Annotated in this window: 18 protein-coding genes; 16 read left to right on the top strand and 2 right to left on the bottom strand. The window is 60.5% G+C overall.

Annotated elements, in window-relative coordinates; all coding sequences use genetic code 11:
* The first annotated feature begins 25 nt into the window (after window positions 1-25).
* The 10 genes from VOY09_RS15345 (at window position 26) to ribD (ending at window position 12,886) form a co-directional block, all read left to right on the top strand.
* Window positions 26-1,465 carry a Glu/Leu/Phe/Val dehydrogenase gene (locus VOY09_RS15345; protein WP_322895154.1) on the top strand — a complete coding sequence of 480 codons (1,440 nt, stop codon included), beginning with the start codon at window positions 26-28 and terminating at the stop codon, window positions 1,463-1,465.
* Between the two features lie 67 nt (window positions 1,466-1,532).
* On the top strand, window positions 1,533-2,786 hold the full coding sequence (locus VOY09_RS15340; protein ID WP_322895153.1) for a sarcosine oxidase subunit beta family protein: 1,254 nt from the start codon (window positions 1,533-1,535) through the stop codon (window positions 2,784-2,786).
* Between the two features lie 45 nt (window positions 2,787-2,831).
* Window positions 2,832-3,095: a sarcosine oxidase subunit delta gene (locus VOY09_RS15335; protein ID WP_322895152.1), complete on the top strand. Its 264-nt coding sequence runs from the start codon at window positions 2,832-2,834 to the stop codon at window positions 3,093-3,095.
* Entirely contained in the window at window positions 3,092-5,998 is a 2,907-nt protein-coding gene (locus VOY09_RS15330; RefSeq protein ID WP_322895151.1) for a sarcosine oxidase subunit alpha family protein, read from the top strand. The genes VOY09_RS15335 and VOY09_RS15330 overlap by 4 nt, the downstream gene beginning before the upstream one ends.
* A complete protein-coding gene (locus VOY09_RS15325) occupies window positions 5,991-6,533 on the top strand; it encodes a sarcosine oxidase subunit gamma (protein WP_322895150.1) in 543 nt (180 codons plus the stop codon). The genes VOY09_RS15330 and VOY09_RS15325 overlap by 8 nt, the downstream gene beginning before the upstream one ends.
* A gap of 114 nt (window positions 6,534-6,647) precedes the next feature.
* On the top strand, window positions 6,648-8,603 hold the full coding sequence (dnaG, locus tag VOY09_RS15320; protein WP_322895149.1) for a DNA primase: 1,956 nt from the start codon (window positions 6,648-6,650) through the stop codon (window positions 8,601-8,603).
* A 142-nt stretch (window positions 8,604-8,745) separates the two neighbouring features.
* Complete coding sequence (gene rpoD / locus VOY09_RS15315) at window positions 8,746-10,725, top strand: RNA polymerase sigma factor RpoD (RefSeq protein ID WP_322895148.1); 1,980 nt, start codon at window positions 8,746-8,748, stop codon at window positions 10,723-10,725.
* On the top strand, window positions 10,725-11,228 hold the full coding sequence (locus VOY09_RS15310) for a hypothetical protein (RefSeq protein WP_322895147.1): 504 nt from the start codon (window positions 10,725-10,727) through the stop codon (window positions 11,226-11,228). Before rpoD ends, VOY09_RS15310 begins: the two co-directional genes overlap by 1 nt.
* 108 nt (window positions 11,229-11,336) lie before the next feature.
* Window positions 11,337-11,807 (top strand): transcriptional regulator NrdR, encoded by a 471-nt coding sequence (gene nrdR / locus VOY09_RS15305; RefSeq protein ID WP_322895146.1) that lies wholly within the window; start codon window positions 11,337-11,339, stop codon window positions 11,805-11,807.
* On the top strand, window positions 11,804-12,886 hold the full coding sequence (gene ribD, locus VOY09_RS15300) for a bifunctional diaminohydroxyphosphoribosylaminopyrimidine deaminase/5-amino-6-(5-phosphoribosylamino)uracil reductase RibD (RefSeq protein ID WP_322895145.1): 1,083 nt from the start codon (window positions 11,804-11,806) through the stop codon (window positions 12,884-12,886). The genes nrdR and ribD overlap by 4 nt, the downstream gene beginning before the upstream one ends.
* Before the next feature lie 125 nt (window positions 12,887-13,011).
* On the opposite strand, the gene VOY09_RS15295 is transcribed toward ribD, so the two are convergent.
* Together VOY09_RS15295 and VOY09_RS15290 are read right to left on the bottom strand one after the other, a co-directional pair.
* Window positions 13,012-15,006: a capsular polysaccharide biosynthesis protein gene (locus tag VOY09_RS15295; RefSeq protein WP_322895144.1), complete on the bottom strand. Its 1,995-nt coding sequence runs from the start codon at window positions 15,004-15,006 to the stop codon at window positions 13,012-13,014.
* Between the two features lie 40 nt (window positions 15,007-15,046).
* On the bottom strand, window positions 15,047-16,321 hold the full coding sequence (locus tag VOY09_RS15290) for a capsular biosynthesis protein (RefSeq protein WP_322895143.1): 1,275 nt from the start codon (window positions 16,319-16,321) through the stop codon (window positions 15,047-15,049).
* A gap of 149 nt (window positions 16,322-16,470) precedes the next feature.
* Here VOY09_RS15290 and VOY09_RS15285 point away from each other — a divergent pair, with 149 nt between their 5' ends.
* The 6 genes from VOY09_RS15285 to VOY09_RS15260 all read left to right on the top strand — a co-directional run bounded on the left by VOY09_RS15285 (window position 16,471) and on the right by VOY09_RS15260 (window position 20,288).
* Window positions 16,471-17,067 carry a riboflavin synthase gene (locus VOY09_RS15285; RefSeq protein ID WP_322895142.1) on the top strand — a complete coding sequence of 199 codons (597 nt, stop codon included), beginning with the start codon at window positions 16,471-16,473 and terminating at the stop codon, window positions 17,065-17,067.
* Window positions 17,067-17,621 carry a hypothetical protein gene (locus tag VOY09_RS15280; RefSeq protein ID WP_322895141.1) on the top strand — a complete coding sequence of 185 codons (555 nt, stop codon included), beginning with the start codon at window positions 17,067-17,069 and terminating at the stop codon, window positions 17,619-17,621. Before VOY09_RS15285 ends, VOY09_RS15280 begins: the two co-directional genes overlap by 1 nt.
* Before the next feature lie 90 nt (window positions 17,622-17,711).
* Entirely contained in the window at window positions 17,712-18,842 is a 1,131-nt protein-coding gene (gene ribB, locus VOY09_RS15275) for a 3,4-dihydroxy-2-butanone-4-phosphate synthase (RefSeq protein WP_322895140.1), read from the top strand.
* Window positions 18,842-19,369, top strand: coding sequence for a 6,7-dimethyl-8-ribityllumazine synthase (locus tag VOY09_RS15270; protein ID WP_322895139.1), 528 nt, complete (start codon window positions 18,842-18,844; stop codon window positions 19,367-19,369). The genes ribB and VOY09_RS15270 overlap by 1 nt, the downstream gene beginning before the upstream one ends.
* On the top strand, window positions 19,366-19,833 hold the full coding sequence (gene nusB, locus VOY09_RS15265; protein WP_322895138.1) for a transcription antitermination factor NusB: 468 nt from the start codon (window positions 19,366-19,368) through the stop codon (window positions 19,831-19,833). The genes VOY09_RS15270 and nusB overlap by 4 nt, the downstream gene beginning before the upstream one ends.
* Window positions 19,834-19,979: 146 nt before the next feature.
* Window positions 19,980-20,288, top strand: coding sequence for a hypothetical protein (locus tag VOY09_RS15260; RefSeq protein ID WP_322895137.1), 309 nt, complete (start codon window positions 19,980-19,982; stop codon window positions 20,286-20,288).
* Window positions 20,289-20,435: the final 147 nt, after the last annotated feature.

Raw genomic sequence — 20,435 nt, 5'->3', positions numbered from 1 at the left:
CTTTTGGTGCAAGCAAGGATATGACATGACCCAGAATGATCTGATCCAGGAACCCAGTTTCCGCGAATCCGTCGATATGATGTTCAACCGCGCGGTCGCGCTGATGGACCTCAGCCCCGGGCTTGAGGAAAAGATCAGGGTCTGCAACGCGACCTATACGGTGCGTTTCGGTGTCCGCCTGCGGGGGGCTTTGCATACGTTCACCGGCTATCGGTCCGTGCATTCCGAACATATGGAACCGGTCAAGGGCGGCATCCGTTTCGCCCCCAATGTCCATCAGGATGAGGTCGAGGCGCTGGCGGCCCTGATGACCTATAAATGCGCGCTGGTCGAGGCGCCCTTTGGCGGCTCGAAAGGTGGGTTGCGGATCAATCCGGCGGATTGGAACGAACATGAGTTGGAATTGATCACCCGCCGTTTCGCCTATGAGCTGATCAAACGCGACCTGATTCATCCGGCTCAGAACGTGCCTGCCCCCGACATGGGCACGGGCGAGCGGGAAATGGCGTGGATTGCTGATCAGTATCGCCGGATGAACACGACCGATATCAACGCTGCCGCCTGCGTGACCGGCAAGCCGACCAATGCGGGTGGTATCGCAGGCCGGGTCGAGGCGACAGGGCGCGGCGTGCAATATGCCTTGCGCGAATTTTTCCGCTATCCCGAAGATATCGCGAAGGCCAATCTGACCGGCAGCTTGCAGGGCAAGCGCATCATTGTGCAGGGTCTGGGCAATGTCGGCTATCACGCGGCGAAATTCCTGTCCGAGGAAGACGGCGCGCTGATTACCGGCATCATCGAACGTGACGGAGCTTTGCATGATGAAAAGGGTCTGAACGTCGAAGCGGTGCGCGCATGGATCGTCAAACATGGCGGGATCGCGGGCTATCCCGGTGCTGCTCATCAAGCCGATGGTGCCAAACTGCTGGAGGCTGATTGCGATATCCTGATCCCTGCCGCATTGGAGGCGGTGATCAACCTGTCCAATGCCGCGCGGATCAAGGCCCCACTGATCATCGAGGCGGCGAATGGTCCGATCACGGCAGGTGCCGATGACATCCTGCGTGAAAAGGGCTGCGTCATTATTCCCGATATGTATGCCAATGCTGGCGGTGTGACGGTGTCTTATTTCGAATGGGTCAAGAACCTGTCGCATATCCGCTTTGGCCGGATGCAGCGCCGACAGGAAGAATCGCGCCACCAATTGGTGGTGGATGAATTGGAGCGACTGTCATCGGACAAGGGGCTTGGCTGGACCCTGTCGCCGGATTTCAAAGAAAAATACCTGCGCGGGGCGGATGAGTTGGAATTGGTGCGCTCTGGCCTCGATGACACGATGCGTGCCGCTTATCAGGCGATGCGCGCGGTCTGGCATGGGCGCGATGACGTGCATGATCTGCGCACGGCGGCCTATCTGGTGTCAATCCGCAAGGTCGCGGACAGCTATCGCGCCAAGGGGCTGTAGCGCGGATTTTGCACTTTCGGTCCGCTGCCAATAGGCTAGATATTGCGGATCAAGCAAAGGGCGGGTCATGGGCTATTCGGGGTTTGGGATCATCAAAGAAGGGGTGTTTGGCCAGAAAGGCTGGAAACCCCTTTGGCGTGATCCGGCCCCCAAAACCCGCTACGACGCGATCATCATCGGCGGTGGCGGGCACGGTCTGGCCACGGCCTATTATCTTGCGCGCGAACATGGGCTGACCAATATCGCTGTGCTGGAAAAGGGCCAGATCGGCAGCGGCAATATCGGGCGCAACACGACCATCGTGCGCGCCAATTACTTTCTGCCCGGCAATCAGGAATTCTATTCCCATTCGCTCAAGCTTTGGGAAGGTCTGTCGCAAAAGCTGAATTACAACGTGATGCTGTCGCAGCGCGGGGTGATCAGCCTGTTTCATTCGGACGGCCAGCGAGACGCTTTTGTGCGCCGTGGCAATGCGATGATCAACCACGGCGATGACGCGATCCTGCTGGATCGTGAGGGGGTGCGGGCGCATCTGCCCTATCTTGATTTCGATAACGCACGGTTCCCGATCACTGGCGGTTTGTTCCATCCGCGCGGCGGCACCGCCCGGCATGATGCCGTCGCCTGGGGCTATGCCCGTGCGGCTGACCAGCGCGGTGTCGATCTGATCCAGAATTGCGAAGTTACCGGGATTGATATCGAAAACGGCGCGGTCACCGGGGTGCAAACCACGCGCGGCGCGATCAAGGCGCGCAAGGTTGCCATCGTCACCTCTGGCCGGTCAGGGCAGGTCGCCGCCCTTGCCGGGATGCGCTTGCCAGTGGAAAGCCATGTCTTGCAGGCTTTTGTGACTGAAGGCCTCAAGCCCGTGATCGACCATGTCGTCAGTTTCGGCATGGGTCATTTCTATATCAGCCAGTCGGACAAGGGCGGTCTCGTCTTCGGGGGTGATCTGGATTTCTATGCCTCTTACGCCGCGCGGGGCAATCTGCCGATGGCCGAGCATGTGATGGAGGCCGCGATGACCCTGATGCCGATGATCGGCAAGGCGCGTGTGCTGCGGTCATGGGGCGGGATCATGGATATGACGCCGGACGGTAGCCCGATCATCGACACCACCGATACGAAGGGTTTGTTTCTGGATTGCGGCTGGTGTTACGGCGGGTTCAAGGCGGTGCCAGCTTCGGGTTTTGCCCTTGCCCATCTGATGGCGACCGGCCAGCCGCATCCGACAGCGGCGCGGTTCCGGCTGGACCGTTTCCGCACTGGCGTGGGCTTGATGGATGAAGAAGGTACCGGCGCGCAGCATAACCTGCATTGAGCGCTGGATTTGAGTATTTGAAAGAAATGAGAATGAAGGCGGATCATGCGGATTAACTGCCCCTATTGCGGCGAACGGGACCGGCGCGAATTTTACTACGCAGGCGATGCTGTGGCGCTTGATCGGCCTGCTGTGGCTGCAGGGGCAAATCTGTGGGATGATTACCTGCACAATCGCGACAACCCCGCGGGCCCGACCCGCGATCTGTGGTATCACGAAGGCGGTTGCGGTGCCTGGATCGTCGTGTCGCGCGACACGGTGAGCCATGCGGTGCAGGGCGCGGTGCTGGCGGCCAAGGTCGCGTCATGAGGGTGAAGGTCCCGCAAGAATTGGTGACATTCACCTTTGACGGCAAGCGGGTGCAGGGCGTGCCGGGCGAACCTGTCGCCGCTGCTTTGTTGGCGAACGGGATCAAACTGGTCGGCCGGTCGTTCAAATACCACCGCCCGCGTGGTGTGCTGACGGCTGGGTCTGAGGAACCCAATGCGCTGGTGACGGTCGGGCGCGGTGCGTCGCAGGACCCCAATATCCGCGCCACGATGCTGGAGGTTAGCGAAGGCTTGGAGGTGTTCAGCCAGAACGCATGGCCCAGTCTGCGCCATGACGCTTTGGCGGTGAATGACCTGTGCGCGCCGTTTCTGGGGGCGGGGTTTTATTACAAGACCTTCATGTGGCCCCGTAGTTTTTGGGAAAAACTTTATGAACCGATGATCCGGCGGGCGGCGGGGTTGGGGCGGTTGAGCGGGCAGGCGAATGCCGACCGATATGAAAAGGCATTCGCGTTCTGTGACGTGCTGGTGATCGGCGCTGGGCCTGCGGGCTTGATGGCTGCGTTGACCGCAGCGCAGGCCGGGGCCGATGTGATCCTCGTCGATGAAGACAGCGCGATGGGTGGTCGCCTGCTGCGCGAAGTGGAGGAGGTGGATGGTAAGCCTGCCGCCGAGTGGGTCGCCGATGTCCTGGGGCAGCTTGGTGCGATGCGGAATGTGCGGCTGATGACCCGCACCACCGTCACCGGCGCATATGACCAATGCACCTATGGCGCGTTGGAGCGGATTATCGGCCCAGCCAACCCGGACCGTCCCTTGGAATGTTTCTGGCGGATCGTGGCAAAACGCGCGGTGCTGTGTGCCGGTGCCTTGGAGCGGCCCATCGCCTTTGCAAACAATGACCGCCCCGGCATCATGCTCGCTGGCGCTGTGCGGTCCTATGTGAACCGCTGGGGTGTTGCACCGGGCAAATCGGTGACCGTGTTTGGCAATAATGACGACGCCCATCGCACAGCGCGGGATCTGCATGCGGCTGGGGTGAAAATTACCGGGCTGATCGACAGTCGCGCCGATGTGCAGATCAGCGGGGATTATCCGGTCTTTATGGGTGGTAAAATCACCGCCACCACGGGCCGTCTTGGCCTGACGAGCATCACGGTGACCCACCAAGGCGGCACTCGGGTGATTCCGACCGATTGCCTTGCGGTATCGGGTGGCTGGAACCCGTCCGTGCATCTGACTTGCCATATGAATGGCCGCCCCACTTGGCGCGAGGATATAGCGGCCTTCGTCCCGACACCGGATGCGATCCCCGGCATGGTCGCAGCGGGCGCGTGTAACGGCGTGTTTGATACGCAGGGCTGCCTGCGCGAAGGGGCAGAGCTTGGCGCAAAGGCCGCCCGTGACCTTGGGTTTGAACCCAAGGTCACGCTGCCAGACGCCGAGGCGCGTGCCTATGCGATTGCGCCGCTGTGGGAACTGCCCGGCAAGGGCCGCAAATGGGTGGATTTGCAAAATGACGTCACAACCAGGGATATAGTTATATCGGCGCAGGAAAACCTGCGCGCGGTCGAACATATGAAACGCTATACCACCCAAGGCATGGCACCAGATCAGGGGAAATCCTCCAACGTGCTGGCGCTGGCCGTGCTGGCCGATCTGACCGGGCGCGGTATTCCTGAGACGGGAACGACGACCTTCCGTCCGCCCTTTGTGCCGGTGTCCATCGCTGCGATGGGGGCGGGCGGGCAGGGCAAAGGCTTTGCGCCCACCCGCCTGAGCAGTGCGCATCAGGCTTCGGTCGCGGCCCGTGCACCGATGGTAGAGGCGGGGCTGTGGTATCGCCCCAGCTATTTCCCGCTGGAGGGCGAGGTCAGCTGGCGACATTCCTGCGACCGCGAGGTTGGGTATGTCCGCAATGCCGTGGGGGTCTGCGATGTCTCGACCTTGGGCAAGATTGATGTGCAGGGGCCGGATGCAGCGGCGCTGCTGGATTTCGTCTACGCGAACAGGATGTCGACGCTCAAGGTAGGCCGCGTCCGTTACGGCCTGATGCTGCGCGAGGATGGGTTTGTCATGGATGACGGCACAGTCGCGCGGCTGGGGGATCAGCATTTTGTCATCAGCACGACGACCGCTGCCGCAGGTCTGGTGATGCGCCATCTGGAATTTGCAGCGCAGGTTTTACGCCCCGATCTGGATGCGCGGATCACGTCAGTCACGGATCATTGGGCGCAATTTGCGCTGGCGGGACCAAAGGCACTGGTACTGCTCAATACCATGCTGGATGACCAGATCAGCCCTGCGGATTGGCCCTTCATGGCTTGCGGTGCCGTGGGGATCGGCGGTGTCGCTGGGCGGATGTTCCGCATCTCCTTTTCGGGCGAGACCGCCTTCGAGATTGCCGTCCCTGCGCGCTATGGCGAAAGCCTGTTTCGCCAGTTGATCGGTCAGGCCCGTACGCTTGGCGGTGGGCCTTACGGGGTGGAGGCGCTGAATGTGCTGCGGATCGAGAAAGGGTTTCTGACTCATGCCGAAATGCACGGGCGGACCACGGCCTATGATCTGGGGCTGGCCGGGATGATTGACGCGAGCAAGGATTGCATCGGGCGGGCCGCAGCGCGCCGTCAGGGTCTGGTCGATTCGGCCCGCGAAAGGCTGATCGGTCTGCGCGCAGTCGAAGAGGGGCGGCGTCTGACGGCTGGCGCGCATCTCTTTGCGAAAGAGGCCAAGGCGATCAGCGCCAATGACGAAGGCTATGTCACCTCTGCCTGTTATTCGCCGACATTGGATTGCTATCTGGGGCTCGCGTTTCTTAGACATGGTCCTGACCGCTATGGCGAGGTGATCCGTATGGTCGATCACTTACGCGGTGTGGACACATTGGCGGAAGTTTGCGCGCCGGTTTTCTTTGACCCCGATGGAGGACGCGCCCGTGGCTAGATTGATCGCCCTCGGTCCCTTTGCGGATCTCTTGCCTGTGCAGATCGGATCAGTGACCTGTACCGACGTGACCCGTGACGTGCTGTGGTCCGTGGCGCCCTATCGCGGCCAGCAAGACGCCGTGTCCACACAGATGCAGGCGCAGATTGGTGTGGGCCTGCCCGATGTGAACCGCCGCAGTATTGTGGGTGATGTCATGTGCCAATGGATCGCGCATGATCAATGGCTGGTCACGGCACCTGTGGCGCTGGATGGTCTGGCCGCTGTCACAGATCAATCAGACGGCTGGGCTGAATTGGAGATAGCGGGCGATCAGGTCGCGGCTGTGCTGGCGCGTTTAGTGCCGCTGGATCTGCGTACGCATGTGTTTGCCGTCAATCATACTGCGCGTAGCTTGCTGGGGCAGATGCCGGTCAGTATCACCCGCACGGGCGCGCAGGCCTTTGAGATCATGGTAATGCGGTCTATGGCGGCATCCTTGGTCGACGCTTTGACGTCGGCGATGTCAGGGGTGGCAGCGCGGGATGCGCCCTGACGCTGCGCGACAGGGCGCGCCTCCGGCGGGGATATTTTTGCTCGGAAGATGGATTGGCCTTTATATGCCAAAGCAGACCTTGGAAGTTGAGGCCAAAACGCGGATACTGGGCGGATGAGTTTGCCACCCGGATTTCTGGATGAATTGCGCAACCGGCTGTCGTTAGGGCAGGTCGTCGGGCGCAAAGTCATGTGGGATAGCCGCAAGTCCAATCCGGGCAAGGGCGATCTGTGGGCACCTTGTCCTTTCCATCAGGAGAAAAGTGCCAGCTTTCACGTCGACGATAGGAAAGGCTTTTATTATTGTTTTGGCTGTCATGCCAAGGGCGATGCGATTTCCTTTGTCCGCGAGACCGAGAATGTCGATTTCATGGAAGCGGTCAAGATTCTAGCTGGTGAAGCGGGCATGCCGATGCCCGAACGCGACCCCGAAGCGCAGCAAAAGGCCGATACCCGCAACCTGCTGGTCGATGTCATGGAGCAGGTGGTCAAATGGCACCGGCTGCAATTGCAGACCGGTGCGGCGGTTGAGGCGCGCGACTATCTGGCACGTCGTGGCCTGAGCCCGGCAGCGCAGGCGCGGTGGGAGATCGGCTTTGCCCCCGCGAATGGCGGTGCCTTTGGGCATCTGACCGGGCAGGGCGTTGATCCCAAGCTGATCATCGCGGCGGGCATTGCCGCCGAAAGCGACCGGGGCACAGCACCTTACGACAGGTTCCGGGGGCGGATCATCTTTCCGATCCGCGATGCGCGGGGCCGCGCGATTGCCATGGGTGGCCGGGCGATGGACCCGAACCATCCGGCGAAATATTACAATTCGCCCGAGACGCCATTGTTCGACAAGGGCCGCAGCCTCTATAACCACGGTCCCGCGCGGGAGGCGGCGGGCAAGGGTAAGCCTTTGATCGTGGCCGAAGGCTATATGGATGTGATCGCGCTGTCAGAGGCGGGGTTTAGCGCGACGGTTGCGCCCTTGGGTACAGCGATTACCGAAGATCAGCTGCGTCTGCTCTGGCGGATTGCACCCGAACCGATCATCGCGCTGGATGGTGACACTGCCGGTCTGCGCGCGGCGATGCGGTTGATTGATATCGCGCTGCCCTTGCTGGAGGCGGGGCAATCTTTGCGTTTCGCGCTGATGCCGCCGGGGCTGGACCCTGATGATGTGATCAAGGCGCAGGGGCCGGGGGCGATGCAAAAGCTGCTCGATGATGCGATCCCGATGGTGCAATTGCTGTGGCAGCGCGAAACCGAAGGCAAGAATTTCGACAGCCCGGAACGCAAGGCGGCATTGGACAAGGCCCTGCGCGAGAAAATAAAGCTGATCGCCGATCCGTCGATTCGCACGCATTATGGCGAGGCGATCAAGGAAATGCGCTGGGCCTTGTTCAGCACTCGCCGTCCGGCGGTGGCGCGCAAGGCGCAGGGTGTGGCATGGTCGCGCAATAGCGATCCTTGGAAACGTACCATCAGCCCGGTCGCCTCCTCGAAAACCTCGGTGCTGGGGGCGGGGGCCACGACGCAGGAACATCTGCGCGAGGCGGTCATTCTGGCGACGATGATCGTCGCACCCGGCGTTGCCGTGGAATTTGCCGATGCTTTGGAACGGATCGATTGCCACGATCCCGCCCATCGCGATCTGCAAGTGGCGATTCTGCGACATCTTGGGGTGCGCGATCTGAAAGCAGCTATTTCTGCTGATCTTGGCCCCGATCCCCTTGAAAAGCTGTTGTCGCAAAGCCATGTCGCTATCAGCCCTGCGGTGCGGCGCGAAGGCGAGCCGGACATTGCCCGTCTTTGTCTGGCGGAAGAATTCGCCAAACTGACCGCGCGCCGGGGTCATGCCCGCGAGATTGAAGACGCGGTTGAAGATCTGGGCGGGCTGGCCGATGAAGGGCTGACATGGCGGTTGGCGCAGGCCAGCGCCGCGGTCGACAAGGCTGGGCGCGGAGACAACGAAGACCGCGCCGAATATGCGGTTGGTGCCAATGGGGCGCGGATGAAAAAGGACGAGCTGAATGCATTGGATCAATTGCTCGACCAGATCGATTTTGCCAAGAAACGGGACTGAACTAGGTCCTGCACTGGCAACAGAACTGAAAAACACGTAGTCACCTGCTTGCGGTCCCTGCCGATGCAGGGTTGATTCGATGGATACCGAATCGGCCGAATCACTTTGGCTACGGAACGACGACTTGGAAAGGTCCCTTTGAATGGCTGCGAAAGACACTGATGATCGCAAGGACAATGACCAGGATGGCGATATCTCCCTTGATATGAGCCAGGCCGCGGTCAAGAAGATGATCGCAGATGCGCGCGAGAGGGGCTACATCACCTATGATCAGCTGAACGCCGTTCTGCCGCCGGAACAGGTGTCGTCGGATCAGATCGAAGATGTGATGTCGATGTTGTCCGAAATGGGCATTCAGGTCACCGAAGAAGAAGAATCCGAAGAAAGCGATGAAAACGCGGGGGGCACTGATATTGCCACCGTGTCCGGCTCGCGTGATGTGACGATTGGCGGGGCCGAGGCTGAAAAGCTCGACCGCACCGATGACCCTGTGCGGATGTATCTGCGCGAGATGGGGTCTGTGGAACTGCTCTCCCGCGAAGGCGAAATCGCCATCGCCAAGCGGATCGAGGCGGGTCGCAACACGATGATCCTTGGGCTGTGTGAAAGCCCGCTGACCTTTCAGGCGATCACCATCTGGCGCGACGAATTGCTGTCCGAGGACATCCTGCTGCGCGATGTGATCGATCTGGAAACCACCTTCGGCAATCAGCTTGGCGAAGATGGTGAGGTTGAGGCCGTCGTCGATACCGCCGCTGTGACCGAGGATAAATCCGACGGCGGCACCGAATTGGACGCCGATGGCAATCCGATCAGCCGTGACGATGATGATGAGGATGACGATCAGGCCAATATGTCGCTGGCCGCGATGGAAGCCGCGCTGAAACCACGCGTGCTGGAAACGCTGGAAATCATCGCGCGCGGCTTTGCCGGTCTGTCTGACATGCAAGATGCCCGCATGTCGGCGACCCTGAACGAGGATTCGTCGTTCTCCAAAAAAGACGAAGAGAAATATCAGACGTTGCGGTCCGAAATCGTCGTGCTGGTGAATTCGCTACACCTGCATAACAACCGGATCGAGGCGCTGATCGATCAGCTTTATGGCATCAACCGCCGGATCATGTCGATTGACAGCTCCATGGTAAAGCTGGCGGATCAGGCCCGGATCAACCGGCGTGAATTCATCGATGAATATCGTGGCCGCGAACTCGACCCGAACTGGCTGGAAGAAATGGCCGAAAAATCGGGCCGTGGCTGGCAGGCGCTGGTCGAAAAATCCACCGACAAGATCGAAGAATTGCGCAATGATATGGCGCAGGTCGGGCAATATGTCGGTGTCGATATCACCGAATTCCGCCGCATCGTCCAGCAGGTCCAGAAGGGCGAAAAAGAAGCGCGGCAGGCGAAAAAGGAAATGGTCGAGGCGAACCTGCGTCTGGTCATCTCGATTGCGAAGAAATACACCAACCGTGGGTTGCAATTCCTTGATCTTATTCAGGAAGGTAACATCGGTCTGATGAAGGCCGTCGATAAATTCGAATATCGTCGGGGCTATAAATTCAGCACCTATGCGACTTGGTGGATCCGTCAGGCGATCACCCGGTCTATCGCGGATCAGGCGCGCACGATCCGGATTCCGGTGCATATGATCGAGACGATCAACAAACTGGTCCGCACCGGGCGTCAGATGCTGCATGAAATCGGCCGCGAACCGACTCCAGAGGAATTGGCAGAAAAGCTGCAAATGCCGCTGGAAAAGGTCCGCAAGGTGATGAAAATCGCCAAAGAGCCGATTTCGCTGGAGACACCGATTGGCGATGAAGAAGACAGCCAGTTGGGCGATTTCATCGAAGACAAGAATGCGATCCTGCCGCTGGATTCCGCCATTCAGGAAAACCTGAAAGAAACTACAACCCGCGTGCTGGCCTCGCTCACCCCGCGTGAAGAACGTGTGCTGCGGATGCGTTTTGGCATCGGGATGAACACGGATCATACGCTGGAAGAAGTCGGGCAACAATTCAGCGTGACCCGCGAACGCATCCGCCAGATCGAGGCGAAGGCGTTGCGGAAGCTCAAACACCCCAGCCGCAGCCGCAAATTGCGGTCCTTCTTGGATCAGTGATGCGGTTTGCCGTCGCCCTGTCGGTTCTGATCGGCGGGGCGGGGGCTGCGCAGGCGGATTGTCTGCCGGGTGAGCAGACTTTCATGGCCTGTCAGATTGAGGACAGTGGCAAATCGCTGCGTGTCTGTTTTGACAATGACACCGTCAACTACCGTTTTGGTCCCGCAGGTCAGCCGCCGGAACTCGCGCTATCCGCAACCATCACAGACGTTGACTACACCCCATGGCCCGGCGTTGGGCGGGCCATATGGGAAAATGTCCGTTTTACGAGTTCAGGTTACATTTACGAAGTCTACGCGGGTTTTGACCGCATGTCCGAGGATGACCACGCCAGTTTCGGCGGTGTCCGGGTCAGCTTTGGCGAAAAGAACGTGGCCGAACTGACCTGTGCGCCCGACGGTTTGGATTTCACCTGGGGTGAGGGCCTCTTTGCCGCCAAAGAAGCCGCAGGCATGGCCTATGATCGGGAAGGCCAGCGATGGATCACGCGACAGGACGAATAACTGTATCTTGCGGTGTGAATTCCCCTCTACCCAAAACCCGGGCGGGTTCTTATAGTGGCTGTGGATAAGCGGGGTCTGCCCCCCCACACATAGACCAAAGGACCCCTCATGCGTTGCCCTTTTTGCGGAAATGCCGACACTCAGGTCAAAGATTCCCGCCCCGCCGAAGATCATGTCGCGATCCGGCGCAGGCGGTTCTGCCCGGCCTGTGGCGGGCGGTTTACCACCTATGAACGGGTGCAATTGCGCGATCTGGTGGTGATCAAATCCAACGGACGGCGCGAGGATTTCGACCGTCAGAAACTGGAACGCTCGATCCGCATCGCTTTGCAGAAACGGCCCGTAGAACCCGAACGCATGGATCAGATGATCAGCGGCATCGTGCGGCGGCTGGAAAGCCTGGGCGATACCGATATTCCCTCCGGCACGATTGGTGAGATTGTGATGGAAAGCCTCGCGCGGATCGATACCGTCGCTTACGTCCGTTTTGCCAGCGTTTACAAGAACTTCCAGGCTGCGGATGATTTCGATAAATTCGTCAGCGAATTGCGCCCTATCGGTGCCAAAGAAGACGAGTGAGCGATCGCCGCTACATGGCGCTCGCCCTGCAATTGGGGCGGCGCGGGATGGGGCGTGTCTGGCCCAATCCGGCGGTCGGTTGCGTGATTGTCAAAGACGGGCGGATCGTCGGGCGTGGCTGGACGCAGGATGGCGGGCGGCCGCATGCAGAAGTGGTGGCGCTGGCGCAGGCTGGGGATGCGGCGCGCGACGCGACGGTTTACGTCACGCTGGAACCTTGCGCGCATCACGGCAAGACCCCGCCTTGTGCGCAGGCGCTGATTGCCGCCGGTGTTGCCCGTGTTGTGGTGGCCTTGGGCGATCCTGACCCACGTGTCGCCGGGCGCGGCCTTGCGATGCTGGAGCAGGCGGGGATCGCGGTCGAGACAGGTCTGCTGGCCGATCAGGCGCGCGCTGATCATGCGGGTTTTTTGTCGCGGGTCACGCAGAACCGGCCTTTTGTGACCTTGAAACTGGCAGGCACGCTGGATGGGCGCATCGCCACGGCCAGCGGTGAAAGCCAATGGATCACCGGCCCGCTTGCACGGCGCGTGGTGCATATGATGCGCGCGCGCCATGATGCGGTGATGGTCGGGGCAGGGACCGTGCGGGCCGATGATCCGGCGCTGACGGTGCGTGGGCTGGGGATCACGCGACAGCCGGTCCGCATCGTCGTTTCGCGTGCGATGAAACTCCCGGTCACCAGCCAGCTTGCGCAAAGCGCGCGCGACGTGCCGGTCTGGCTTTGCCATGGGCCAGAGGCCGATGTGTCGGCCTGGGTTGCGCAAGGCGCGGTCAGCTTGCCTTGTGCTGTGCGGGCAGGCCAAGTGGACTTGGACGCTGCCATGCGCGCGCTGGCCGGTGCCGGTATCACGCGGGTCTTTTGCGAAGGTGGCGGCATGCTGGCGGCGTCCTTGCTGGGCGCAGGTCTGGTCGATGATCTGGTGGTGATGACCGCAGGTTGCGCGATTGGGGCGGAAGGCACGCCTTCGCTTGCCGCGATGGGGATCGGGCGGCTAGTCGATGCGCCGCGCTTTGGTCTGCATGATCTGGCGCGTCTGGGTGATGATGTGATGACACATTGGCGACGGCAGCCATGACCGTTCTCATCGTCCGAGTATAAATATCCCCGTCGGAGACTGCGGCGGAGCCGCATCAGGGGCGCTGCCCCTCGCCCCGGAGCAAGTCCGGGGCTCACCCCGGAGTATTTCTTGAAATAAGAAGATCAACGCCAAAGCGGCGCGGCACTTGCGAACAGCCCCTGGAGCTTGGCCAGCGCGCGGTTGAATTTCGGCGCGGGCGGGATATCGCCATTCTCCAGCCGGTCCACCACCACCTCGACCGGGCAGGGCAGGCGGGTCATGGGGTCGAAATAGCGCGGATAAGCGATCAGGGTCGCATGGACGAGTGCGATCAGATCAACATTGGCTTGTCGGCGCGCCACAGGCATCGCGCGGTCGTCGGTCAGACCCCAACCGGCATAGAAGGGCGTACCGAGACAGGTGACAGGGCGGTCGTGGAGCAGCGCCTCAAATCCCAAGAGCGATGTCATGGTCCAGACCGCATCGCAGGCCTTGATTGCGGCGATAGGATCGGCATTGTCCAGCACCAGATCGGCCCAATCGCCCGCGTTCGGGACATGGCCGGGGCGCAGGCCCGCGCACACATCGGGGTGGGGTTTATAGATGATCACGGCGGCAGGGTTGGCCGCCCGTACCGCGGCCAACAACCCCGCATTGCTGCGGATATCGCCCGCGCCCAGCCGGATCGAGGCATCGTCTTCGACCTGACCGGGCACCAGAATGCGCCGTCCTTTGGGCAGGGTCGGCAGATCTGCGCCACGCAGATTGTATTTCGATAATCCCGCAGCTTTGATCCGCTCTGACAAGGCCTGTGCGCGGTCGCGCGCGGCTGGATCGAGCTTGTCCGACTGGTTGATCAGCGCCTCCAACCGGCTGGGACGGGTGGCGTCGTAATAGATCCCCAGATCATCCAGCACGAGGCTGAGCGGCGCAACAAGATCAGCGCCCAGTCCGCGCGAGCGCAAAAAACCATCCTCGACCAGTACCGCGTCATCGCCGCCTTTGCTGGCCCAGCGCATCACCCGACGGCCCGTCGCTGTCGCTTTGGCGGCGGCTTGCGGCCCTTGCGCAAAGATCACGCGTTTCTGCTGGCCAAAGATCTGTTGCAATGGTGCGCGTTTCCACAGCCGCATGTCGGCCGCGACCCAGCCGCGATGATCGTCGCGCCAGGCACGGGTCAGGGCGGCAAGGCTGGCTGCGGCCTCTTCAAAGCTGCACAGCCGGTCGTGATAGGGGTCATAATATGTCGGATAGAGGATCATCGCAGCGGCGCATAATTGCGCCCGCGTCAGGCGGCGCTGGCGGCGTGGCAGAGGCTTGCGATCGTCGGTCAGCCCCCAGCCGGCATAGAAGGGCTGACCAAAGACGACAGGTTTGTGGCGTGCCAGAATCGCCTCGAACCCCAGTTGCGATGTCACCGTATAGACCGCCACGGCCCCCGACATGAGCGCCCAAGGCGAGAGGGGGTCGTCGCAAAGGCTGATCCGATCCGTGCAATCGGCTGCGCTGAAATAGCCCTGTTTGTCGCCCGAGGCTGTTTCGGGATGAGTCTTGATCACGATGCGCTGGCCCGGGTGTTCGGTCTGCGCGCAAGACAGCATTTCGCGGAAGGTGTGACTGTCGGCGCCGCTGGCCGTGATGGACGCATCTTTGCGGGTCTGATCGATGACCAGCACATAGCCGGGCGCAGGGACCTCTGCATCGGGATCAAAGCCGGTGTATTTCGACAGATGCCACGATTGCATCATCGCAATCCCGGATTTGGCCCGGTTCAACAGCACCATGTCATCCAGCGGATGGTTTGCCAGGATCATTTCCAGATCAGAGGGTGTGGCGGGGTCAAAATGCACACCGCGCGTATCGATGTTCAGCCCGATGGGCAGATCGCCCGCGCGGCCCGGACGGACCGAGCGCAGGAAAGCATCTTCGATCCGCACAAGGCCCGCGCCTTTGTGGCGGGCCACAGCCTCGCCCCTCGGGGCGGTGCGGCTTTGCCCCCAGACGCCGATCAGATCGGCAGGGCCGGGTGCGCCCAGCCGGATGTCATAGCCCGCAAGGCTCAGGATGCGCCGGATCCGCGGCTGGGTCAGAAAACCGCCCGAATAGACATAAAGATTTCTGCGCGCAGCGTTGGTCATGCGGAGAGATTATGCCAGCGGCCGGATTGTGGCCAGCACCCTAGCTGACCATGCGCAAAGGCACCGTTTCGGTCATCGCGAGCCGTGCGGAATAGGGATCGGCTTCTGCCAGCATCAGCGCGACCAATTGGCGTTTGAGCTGACGCCGCCCTTTGGCGGAATAATAGCCGCCCGGCACCTGACTGGTTTCCAGCAGGAACTGCCGGTAATCGCGATAGGCTGCCGCATCGGGTTTGCGCGGATCGGCGAAGAAAGCAGACAGCGGCTGGTTTGAGACGAATTCGGGTTTGCTGTAGACCGATGTGCCGAAAATCCGCAGCGGAATACCGCGCCATAAAACCTGCTGTCCCGCTGTTGAATTCACCGTCACGGCACTGCGCGCACCGTCCAGCAGGCGCGCGAGTTTGCCACCACGCACATAATGCACCCGGTCCGACAGGCCGTGTTCCTTGGCGATCTGCCGGATGACGTGGCGCAGCTTGTGCCGACCGTTTTCCAGCGGATGCGCCTTGAACACCAGATGATCGCCGGGCTGCGCGCCACGCCCGAAACCGGCAGTCACCACCTCGATAAAATCGCGCATGTCTTTGAACGGAGAATGGGACTGAAAGCTCGAATCATGTTCAAGCTGCAACAGCGCAAGATGATAGGGATGCCCCCGCATCCTGATCCGCGCAGTGGCATAGGCCCGGCTGAGCGCGTGAAATGGCAACATCAGCAGCCGCAAGGAATATAGCTGTGCCTCGCGCAGGATGGGCAGCGCGCGATGCGGCTGGAATTGTGGATAGCGCCAGTTCATGAACATCACAAACCAATGGTAAAGTGCGCCGTAGAAAATATGTTGCCGCATATCGCCCCAATGGGCGGGCGGGGTCGGCAGATCATCGCCGGGCTGTGTCAGGCAATCCTGCATCAGCGGCACGGATAAATCCATCAATTGGGAATTGCCGTTGCTGCCGCCGCGTTCGTAGGTCACCCAATAGGGGCGCAGATAGCCTTCTTCGAAGACATGAATCCGCAGACCGGCAGCGCGGGCCTGGCGGATCGCCTCTGCATGAATCGGGCGGGTGTCGCCATAAAGCACCAGATCGGTGATTTGCTTGTCCTGCAGAATATTCGCCAAAGCTGCGGGCCAATCTGCAGGCCCGTCTCGAAATGGCAAATATCCCCGGTCAAACCACCAGAAGGCCGCATCGCCTGCGTTGAATCCGACGCGCCAGACATCACAACCCGCGTGGCGTAACATGCCAGCCAGCTGGTGGAAAAACGGGCCATGTGGCCCCTGCAGGAACAAAAAGCGGCGCTGGTTACTCATAACACCTACTAACAAACAAACATTGATAAACCACTACACTGAAAAGCTTCTACACTCTGATTTTGGCCGGAATGAGGCAGACCAGCACGCAGACGCTTGTCTGGTGAATGGCAAGGGGTTAGGTCAACATTGTGTTGAAAGGAAAACCCATGTTCACAGGAATTATCACTGATATCGGCCATGTGCTGGAGCTGGAACAGCGCGGCGATCTGCGTGCGCGGATCGGCACCGGCTATGATGTGGCGGGGATTGATATTGGTGCCTCTATCGCCTGCAACGGGGTTTGCCTGACTGTGATCGCGCTGGGCCGCGAGCCGCAGAACTGGTTTGACGTGCAGATTTCGGCAGAAACCGTGGGCGCGACCAATGTCGGCGGCTGGGACGTTGGCAAGCGCATGAACCTTGAACGTGCGTTGAAGGTCGGTGATGAGCTTGGTGGACATATCGTGTCCGGCCATGTCGATGGCGTTGCCGAAGTGGTCGCGATGCGCGACGAAGGCGACAGCACGCGCGTGACCTTCCGCGCGCCGGAGGCATTGGCGCGGTTCATTGCACCCAAAGGGTCGGTCGCGCTGGATGGCACGTCACTGACCGTCAATGAGGTATCGGGGCGTGATTTCGGAATCAATTTCATCCCCCATACCAAGACCGCGACGACGTGGGGCGCGGTGGCCGTTGGCGATCTGATCAATATCGAGATCGATACGATGGCCCGCTATGTCGCGCGGCTGCGCGAGTATGAGTGATGGCGGGCATCGGGCATAATTCTGGGCGGTCGCCAGAGCCGGGCCACAGCTGGCGCGTCCATGCATGGACGAAAGCGCGGCGCGATCTGCTGCCTGTCTTGCCGATTGAAGTCGTGCGCCTGCGGGTCAAACGCGCGGCGGAACTGGGTCTGCCCTACAAGACCTATGCCGGGATCAGGGCCAGCAACGGCCATGATCTGATCGGGTTCTTGTTTTCCAACAATGCCTTGCGGGTGCTACGTGACGTGCAGGACATGCCGGCAGAGCGCAAGGCGCGGCTGGACGGCTTGGTAAAAACCGCGCGACATGCGCTGGCGCACAGGCCGGTGACGCCGACGCATCTGGCTGCACAGCCGTCGATTGACCGGGCCTTTGCCGCGCCACGCTTTACCGACAGTTGGTCCGCCATGCGCGCAGAATTGCAGGAGATCACTTCGAACCTAAGGCAGCCCGGTGACCGTTTCGTGCTGGTCGGGGATACCGATTTCGAACGCGAATGGGTCGCAGCCGCCCGGCTTGCGGGCTATGTCAGCGCCGAGGCGTTCTTTTCTTAACGCAGATCGGGATCGACCTGACCGGATGCAGCCCTTTTCAAACCGGAGAGGCTGGGCTATCTGCCAGTCAAGCAAACTGCGGGGTCGCTGATGTCATCTACTTTTGAAACGCCGGGTCCGGTGGAACGCGATTGGTCCGATGCGATCAGCAAGATCGAAGATATCATCGATGATGCCCGCAACGGGCGGATGTTCATACTCGTCGATCACGAAGACCGCGAGAATGAGGGCGATCTGGTGATCCCCGCGCAGATGGCCACACCCGATGCGATCAATTTCATGGCCAAACATGGGCGCGGATTGATCTGCTTGTCGCTGCCCGGCAGCCGGATTGACGCTTTGGGCCTGCCTTTGATGGCGTCGAATAATTCATCGCGCCATGAGACCGCCTTTACCGTCAGCATCGAGGCGCGTGAAGGTGTCAGCACCGGCATTTCCGCTGCCGACCGGGCGCGCACTGTCTCGGTCGCGATTGATGCTGCCAAAGGTGCTGCCGATATCGCGACACCCGGCCATGTCTTTCCACTGCGCGCACGGGAGGGCGGCGTGCTGGTCCGCGCAGGTCATACTGAGGCAGCCGTCGATATCAGCCGCCTTGCCGGGCTGAACCCGTCCGGTGTGATCTGTGAGATCATGAAGGAAGACGGCGAAATGGCCCGTCTGCCCGATCTGATTGCCTTCGCGCAATTGCACGGGCTGAAGATCGGCACGATCAGCGATCTGATCGCCTATCGGCGCCGCCATGACAATCTGGTGGTGGAACGCAGCGCGACAACAATCACCTCTGAATTCGGTGGTGAGTGGGAGATGCATATTTTCGTTGATGAAACCCAAGGTGCCGAACATATCGCCTTGGTCAAAGGCGATATCACCACACCAGAGCCTGTGCTGGTGCGGATGCATGCGCTGGACCCGATGCTGGATGTCGTCGGTGTCGGCCCCAAAGGGCGGCGCAATGAATTCGGCGATGCGATGAATTTGATTGCCGAGGAAGGGCGCGGCGCGCTGGTCCTGCTGCGCGATCTGCATATGACGCTGCATGCATCTGAAGAGGCGAGCCCGCAGACCCTGCGCCAGTATGGCTTGGGCGCGCAGATTCTGTCGGCGCTGGGCCTGCATGAAATCACCTTGCTGACCAATTCACCCAAGCCCAAAGTCGTGGGCCTTGATGCTTACGGCCTTGAAATCGTCGGCACCCGCAAAATATCGGAGATTGGCTGATGGCCGGACCCTCGCACCATATCCTGCCACTGCCGGAATTTGATAAACCTGTCAAAATTCTGATCGTGGCCTCGCCTTATTACAAGGATATCAGCGATCACCAGATCGCCGGTGCCTTGGCCGAGATTGAAAAGGCCGGGGCGACGCATGAAATCGTCCATGTCCCCGGCGCGCTGGAAATTCCCACAGCAATCGGCATCGCGGCAAGGATGAGCGATTTTGACGGCTATGTCGCCCTTGGCTGCGTGATCCGGGGTGAGACGACGCATTATGACACGGTCTGCAATGACAGCAGCCGCGCGTTGCAGCTTCTGGGCTTGCAGGGGCTGTGCATCGGCAACGGCATCCTGACTGTGGAAAACCACGGGCAGGCGGCGGTCCGCGCTGATCCGGCGCAGATGAATAAAGGTGGCGGGGCTGCGGCTGCGGCCTTGCATCTGGTGGCCTTGTCGCGCAAATGGGGCCGGGCGGAAAAAGGCATGGGCTTTACCCGCGATATCCTGATGGCAAGTGATACGACAGCATGACAATTTCCAACAACCAGCGGCGCAAGATGAAATCCGCGGCGCGTTTCTTTGCCGTGCAGGCTTTGTTCCAGATGGAGGCGACGGGCCAGACCGTCGATGCCATCACGCGTGAATTCGAAGATCATCGCTTTGGCGAGATCATCGACGATGTGGAGATGGCCGAAGGCGATGTCGATACATTCCGCCGCCTGATGGATCGCGCTGTCGATCTGCAGGCCCCGATCGACCAGATGACCGACCGCGCGCTTGTTGCGAAATGGCCGATTGCGCGGATCGATTCGACATGGCGGGCGCTGTTTCGGGCTGCCGGGGCAGAGCTTTTGGATAAGGACACGCCACCCAAGGTTGTGATCAGCGAATTTGTCGCCGTCGCAGAGGCGTTTTCGCATGACGGCAAGGAACCAAAATTCGTGAACGCCGTTCTGGATCATATGGCACGCGAGGCGCGGCCAGAGGCGTTCTGATAATTTTATGCCTCCGGCGGGGTATGTAGTTGAATGCGCGCATCGCGCGATTTCAACGGCTCGGAAGATGATCAGCAAAATGCGCGGCGTTTTGCGCATTGTATTCCGGCGCAGGCGGCATAGGTTTGTTTGGTGGGGGTGCCAGAATGACACAGAATAATGAACCGAACCTGATGCAGCTTTACCTGCGCCATTGCGCTGTCGGTTTTCTGGCGGCGGCGGTCTTTGTCGCGATGTTGCTGTTTTACGATATCGCGCAGCTGGGCAGCTTGGTGATGAATTCTGACATCGGCTGGCTTGCGGTGCTTTTGCTGTGGTTTTTTCACGGCACGATTTTCGGCGCGGTGCAATTCGCCGTCTCTATCATGCTGGATGCACAGGATGACGATAACGACGATTATCGCGGCGGGCGTATGATCCCGATCCGCGTGCCGGCGCAGTCGCGCCGGAGGTGACGCGCTCATGCAAGTGACGGGCACCACCTCTGCCGTAGCGGTAGCTAATCCCGAGGACCTGTTTTTACAGGTGGGCACCAGATAGACTGACCAGGGTCAGAACAGAGCCAGCTCCCTCGGAGTTGCTTAAGGCCACTGGATTTGTAC

The sequence above is a fragment of the Yoonia sp. 67-2 genome (genome assembly GCF_035117555.1).
Taxonomy (GTDB): domain Bacteria; phylum Pseudomonadota; class Alphaproteobacteria; order Rhodobacterales; family Rhodobacteraceae; genus Yoonia.
Note: the sequence above shows the minus strand (reverse complement) of the source record. Positions and strands in the feature narration are given on the sequence as shown.

Excerpts from the sequence above, each read along its gene's own strand:
- VOY09_RS15345 (WP_322895154.1), top strand. The coding sequence starts at position 26 with ATGACCCAGAATGATCTGATCCAGGAACCCAGTTTCCGCGAATCCGTC.
- VOY09_RS15335 (WP_322895152.1), top strand. The coding sequence starts at position 2,832 with ATGCGGATTAACTGCCCCTATTGCGGCGAACGGGACCGGCGCGAATTT.
- VOY09_RS15270 (WP_322895139.1), top strand. The coding sequence starts at position 18,842 with ATGGCCGGACCCTCGCACCATATCCTGCCACTGCCGGAATTTGATAAA.
- dnaG (WP_322895149.1), top strand. The coding sequence starts at position 6,648 with ATGAGTTTGCCACCCGGATTTCTGGATGAATTGCGCAACCGGCTGTCG.
- VOY09_RS15260 (WP_322895137.1), top strand. The coding sequence starts at position 19,980 with ATGACACAGAATAATGAACCGAACCTGATGCAGCTTTACCTGCGCCAT.
- VOY09_RS15330 (WP_322895151.1), top strand. The coding sequence starts at position 3,092 with ATGAGGGTGAAGGTCCCGCAAGAATTGGTGACATTCACCTTTGACGGC.
- VOY09_RS15310 (WP_322895147.1), top strand. The coding sequence starts at position 10,725 with ATGCGGTTTGCCGTCGCCCTGTCGGTTCTGATCGGCGGGGCGGGGGCT.
- nrdR (WP_322895146.1), top strand. The coding sequence starts at position 11,337 with ATGCGTTGCCCTTTTTGCGGAAATGCCGACACTCAGGTCAAAGATTCC.
- VOY09_RS15290 (WP_322895143.1), bottom strand. The coding sequence starts at position 16,321 with ATGAGTAACCAGCGCCGCTTTTTGTTCCTGCAGGGGCCACATGGCCCG.
- VOY09_RS15285 (WP_322895142.1), top strand. The coding sequence starts at position 16,471 with ATGTTCACAGGAATTATCACTGATATCGGCCATGTGCTGGAGCTGGAA.
- VOY09_RS15280 (WP_322895141.1), top strand. The coding sequence starts at position 17,067 with ATGGCGGGCATCGGGCATAATTCTGGGCGGTCGCCAGAGCCGGGCCAC.
- rpoD (WP_322895148.1), top strand. The coding sequence starts at position 8,746 with ATGGCTGCGAAAGACACTGATGATCGCAAGGACAATGACCAGGATGGC.
- ribB (WP_322895140.1), top strand. The coding sequence starts at position 17,712 with ATGTCATCTACTTTTGAAACGCCGGGTCCGGTGGAACGCGATTGGTCC.
- VOY09_RS15295 (WP_322895144.1), bottom strand. The coding sequence starts at position 15,006 with ATGACCAACGCTGCGCGCAGAAATCTTTATGTCTATTCGGGCGGTTTT.
- nusB (WP_322895138.1), top strand. The coding sequence starts at position 19,366 with ATGACAATTTCCAACAACCAGCGGCGCAAGATGAAATCCGCGGCGCGT.
- VOY09_RS15340 (WP_322895153.1), top strand. The coding sequence starts at position 1,533 with ATGGGCTATTCGGGGTTTGGGATCATCAAAGAAGGGGTGTTTGGCCAG.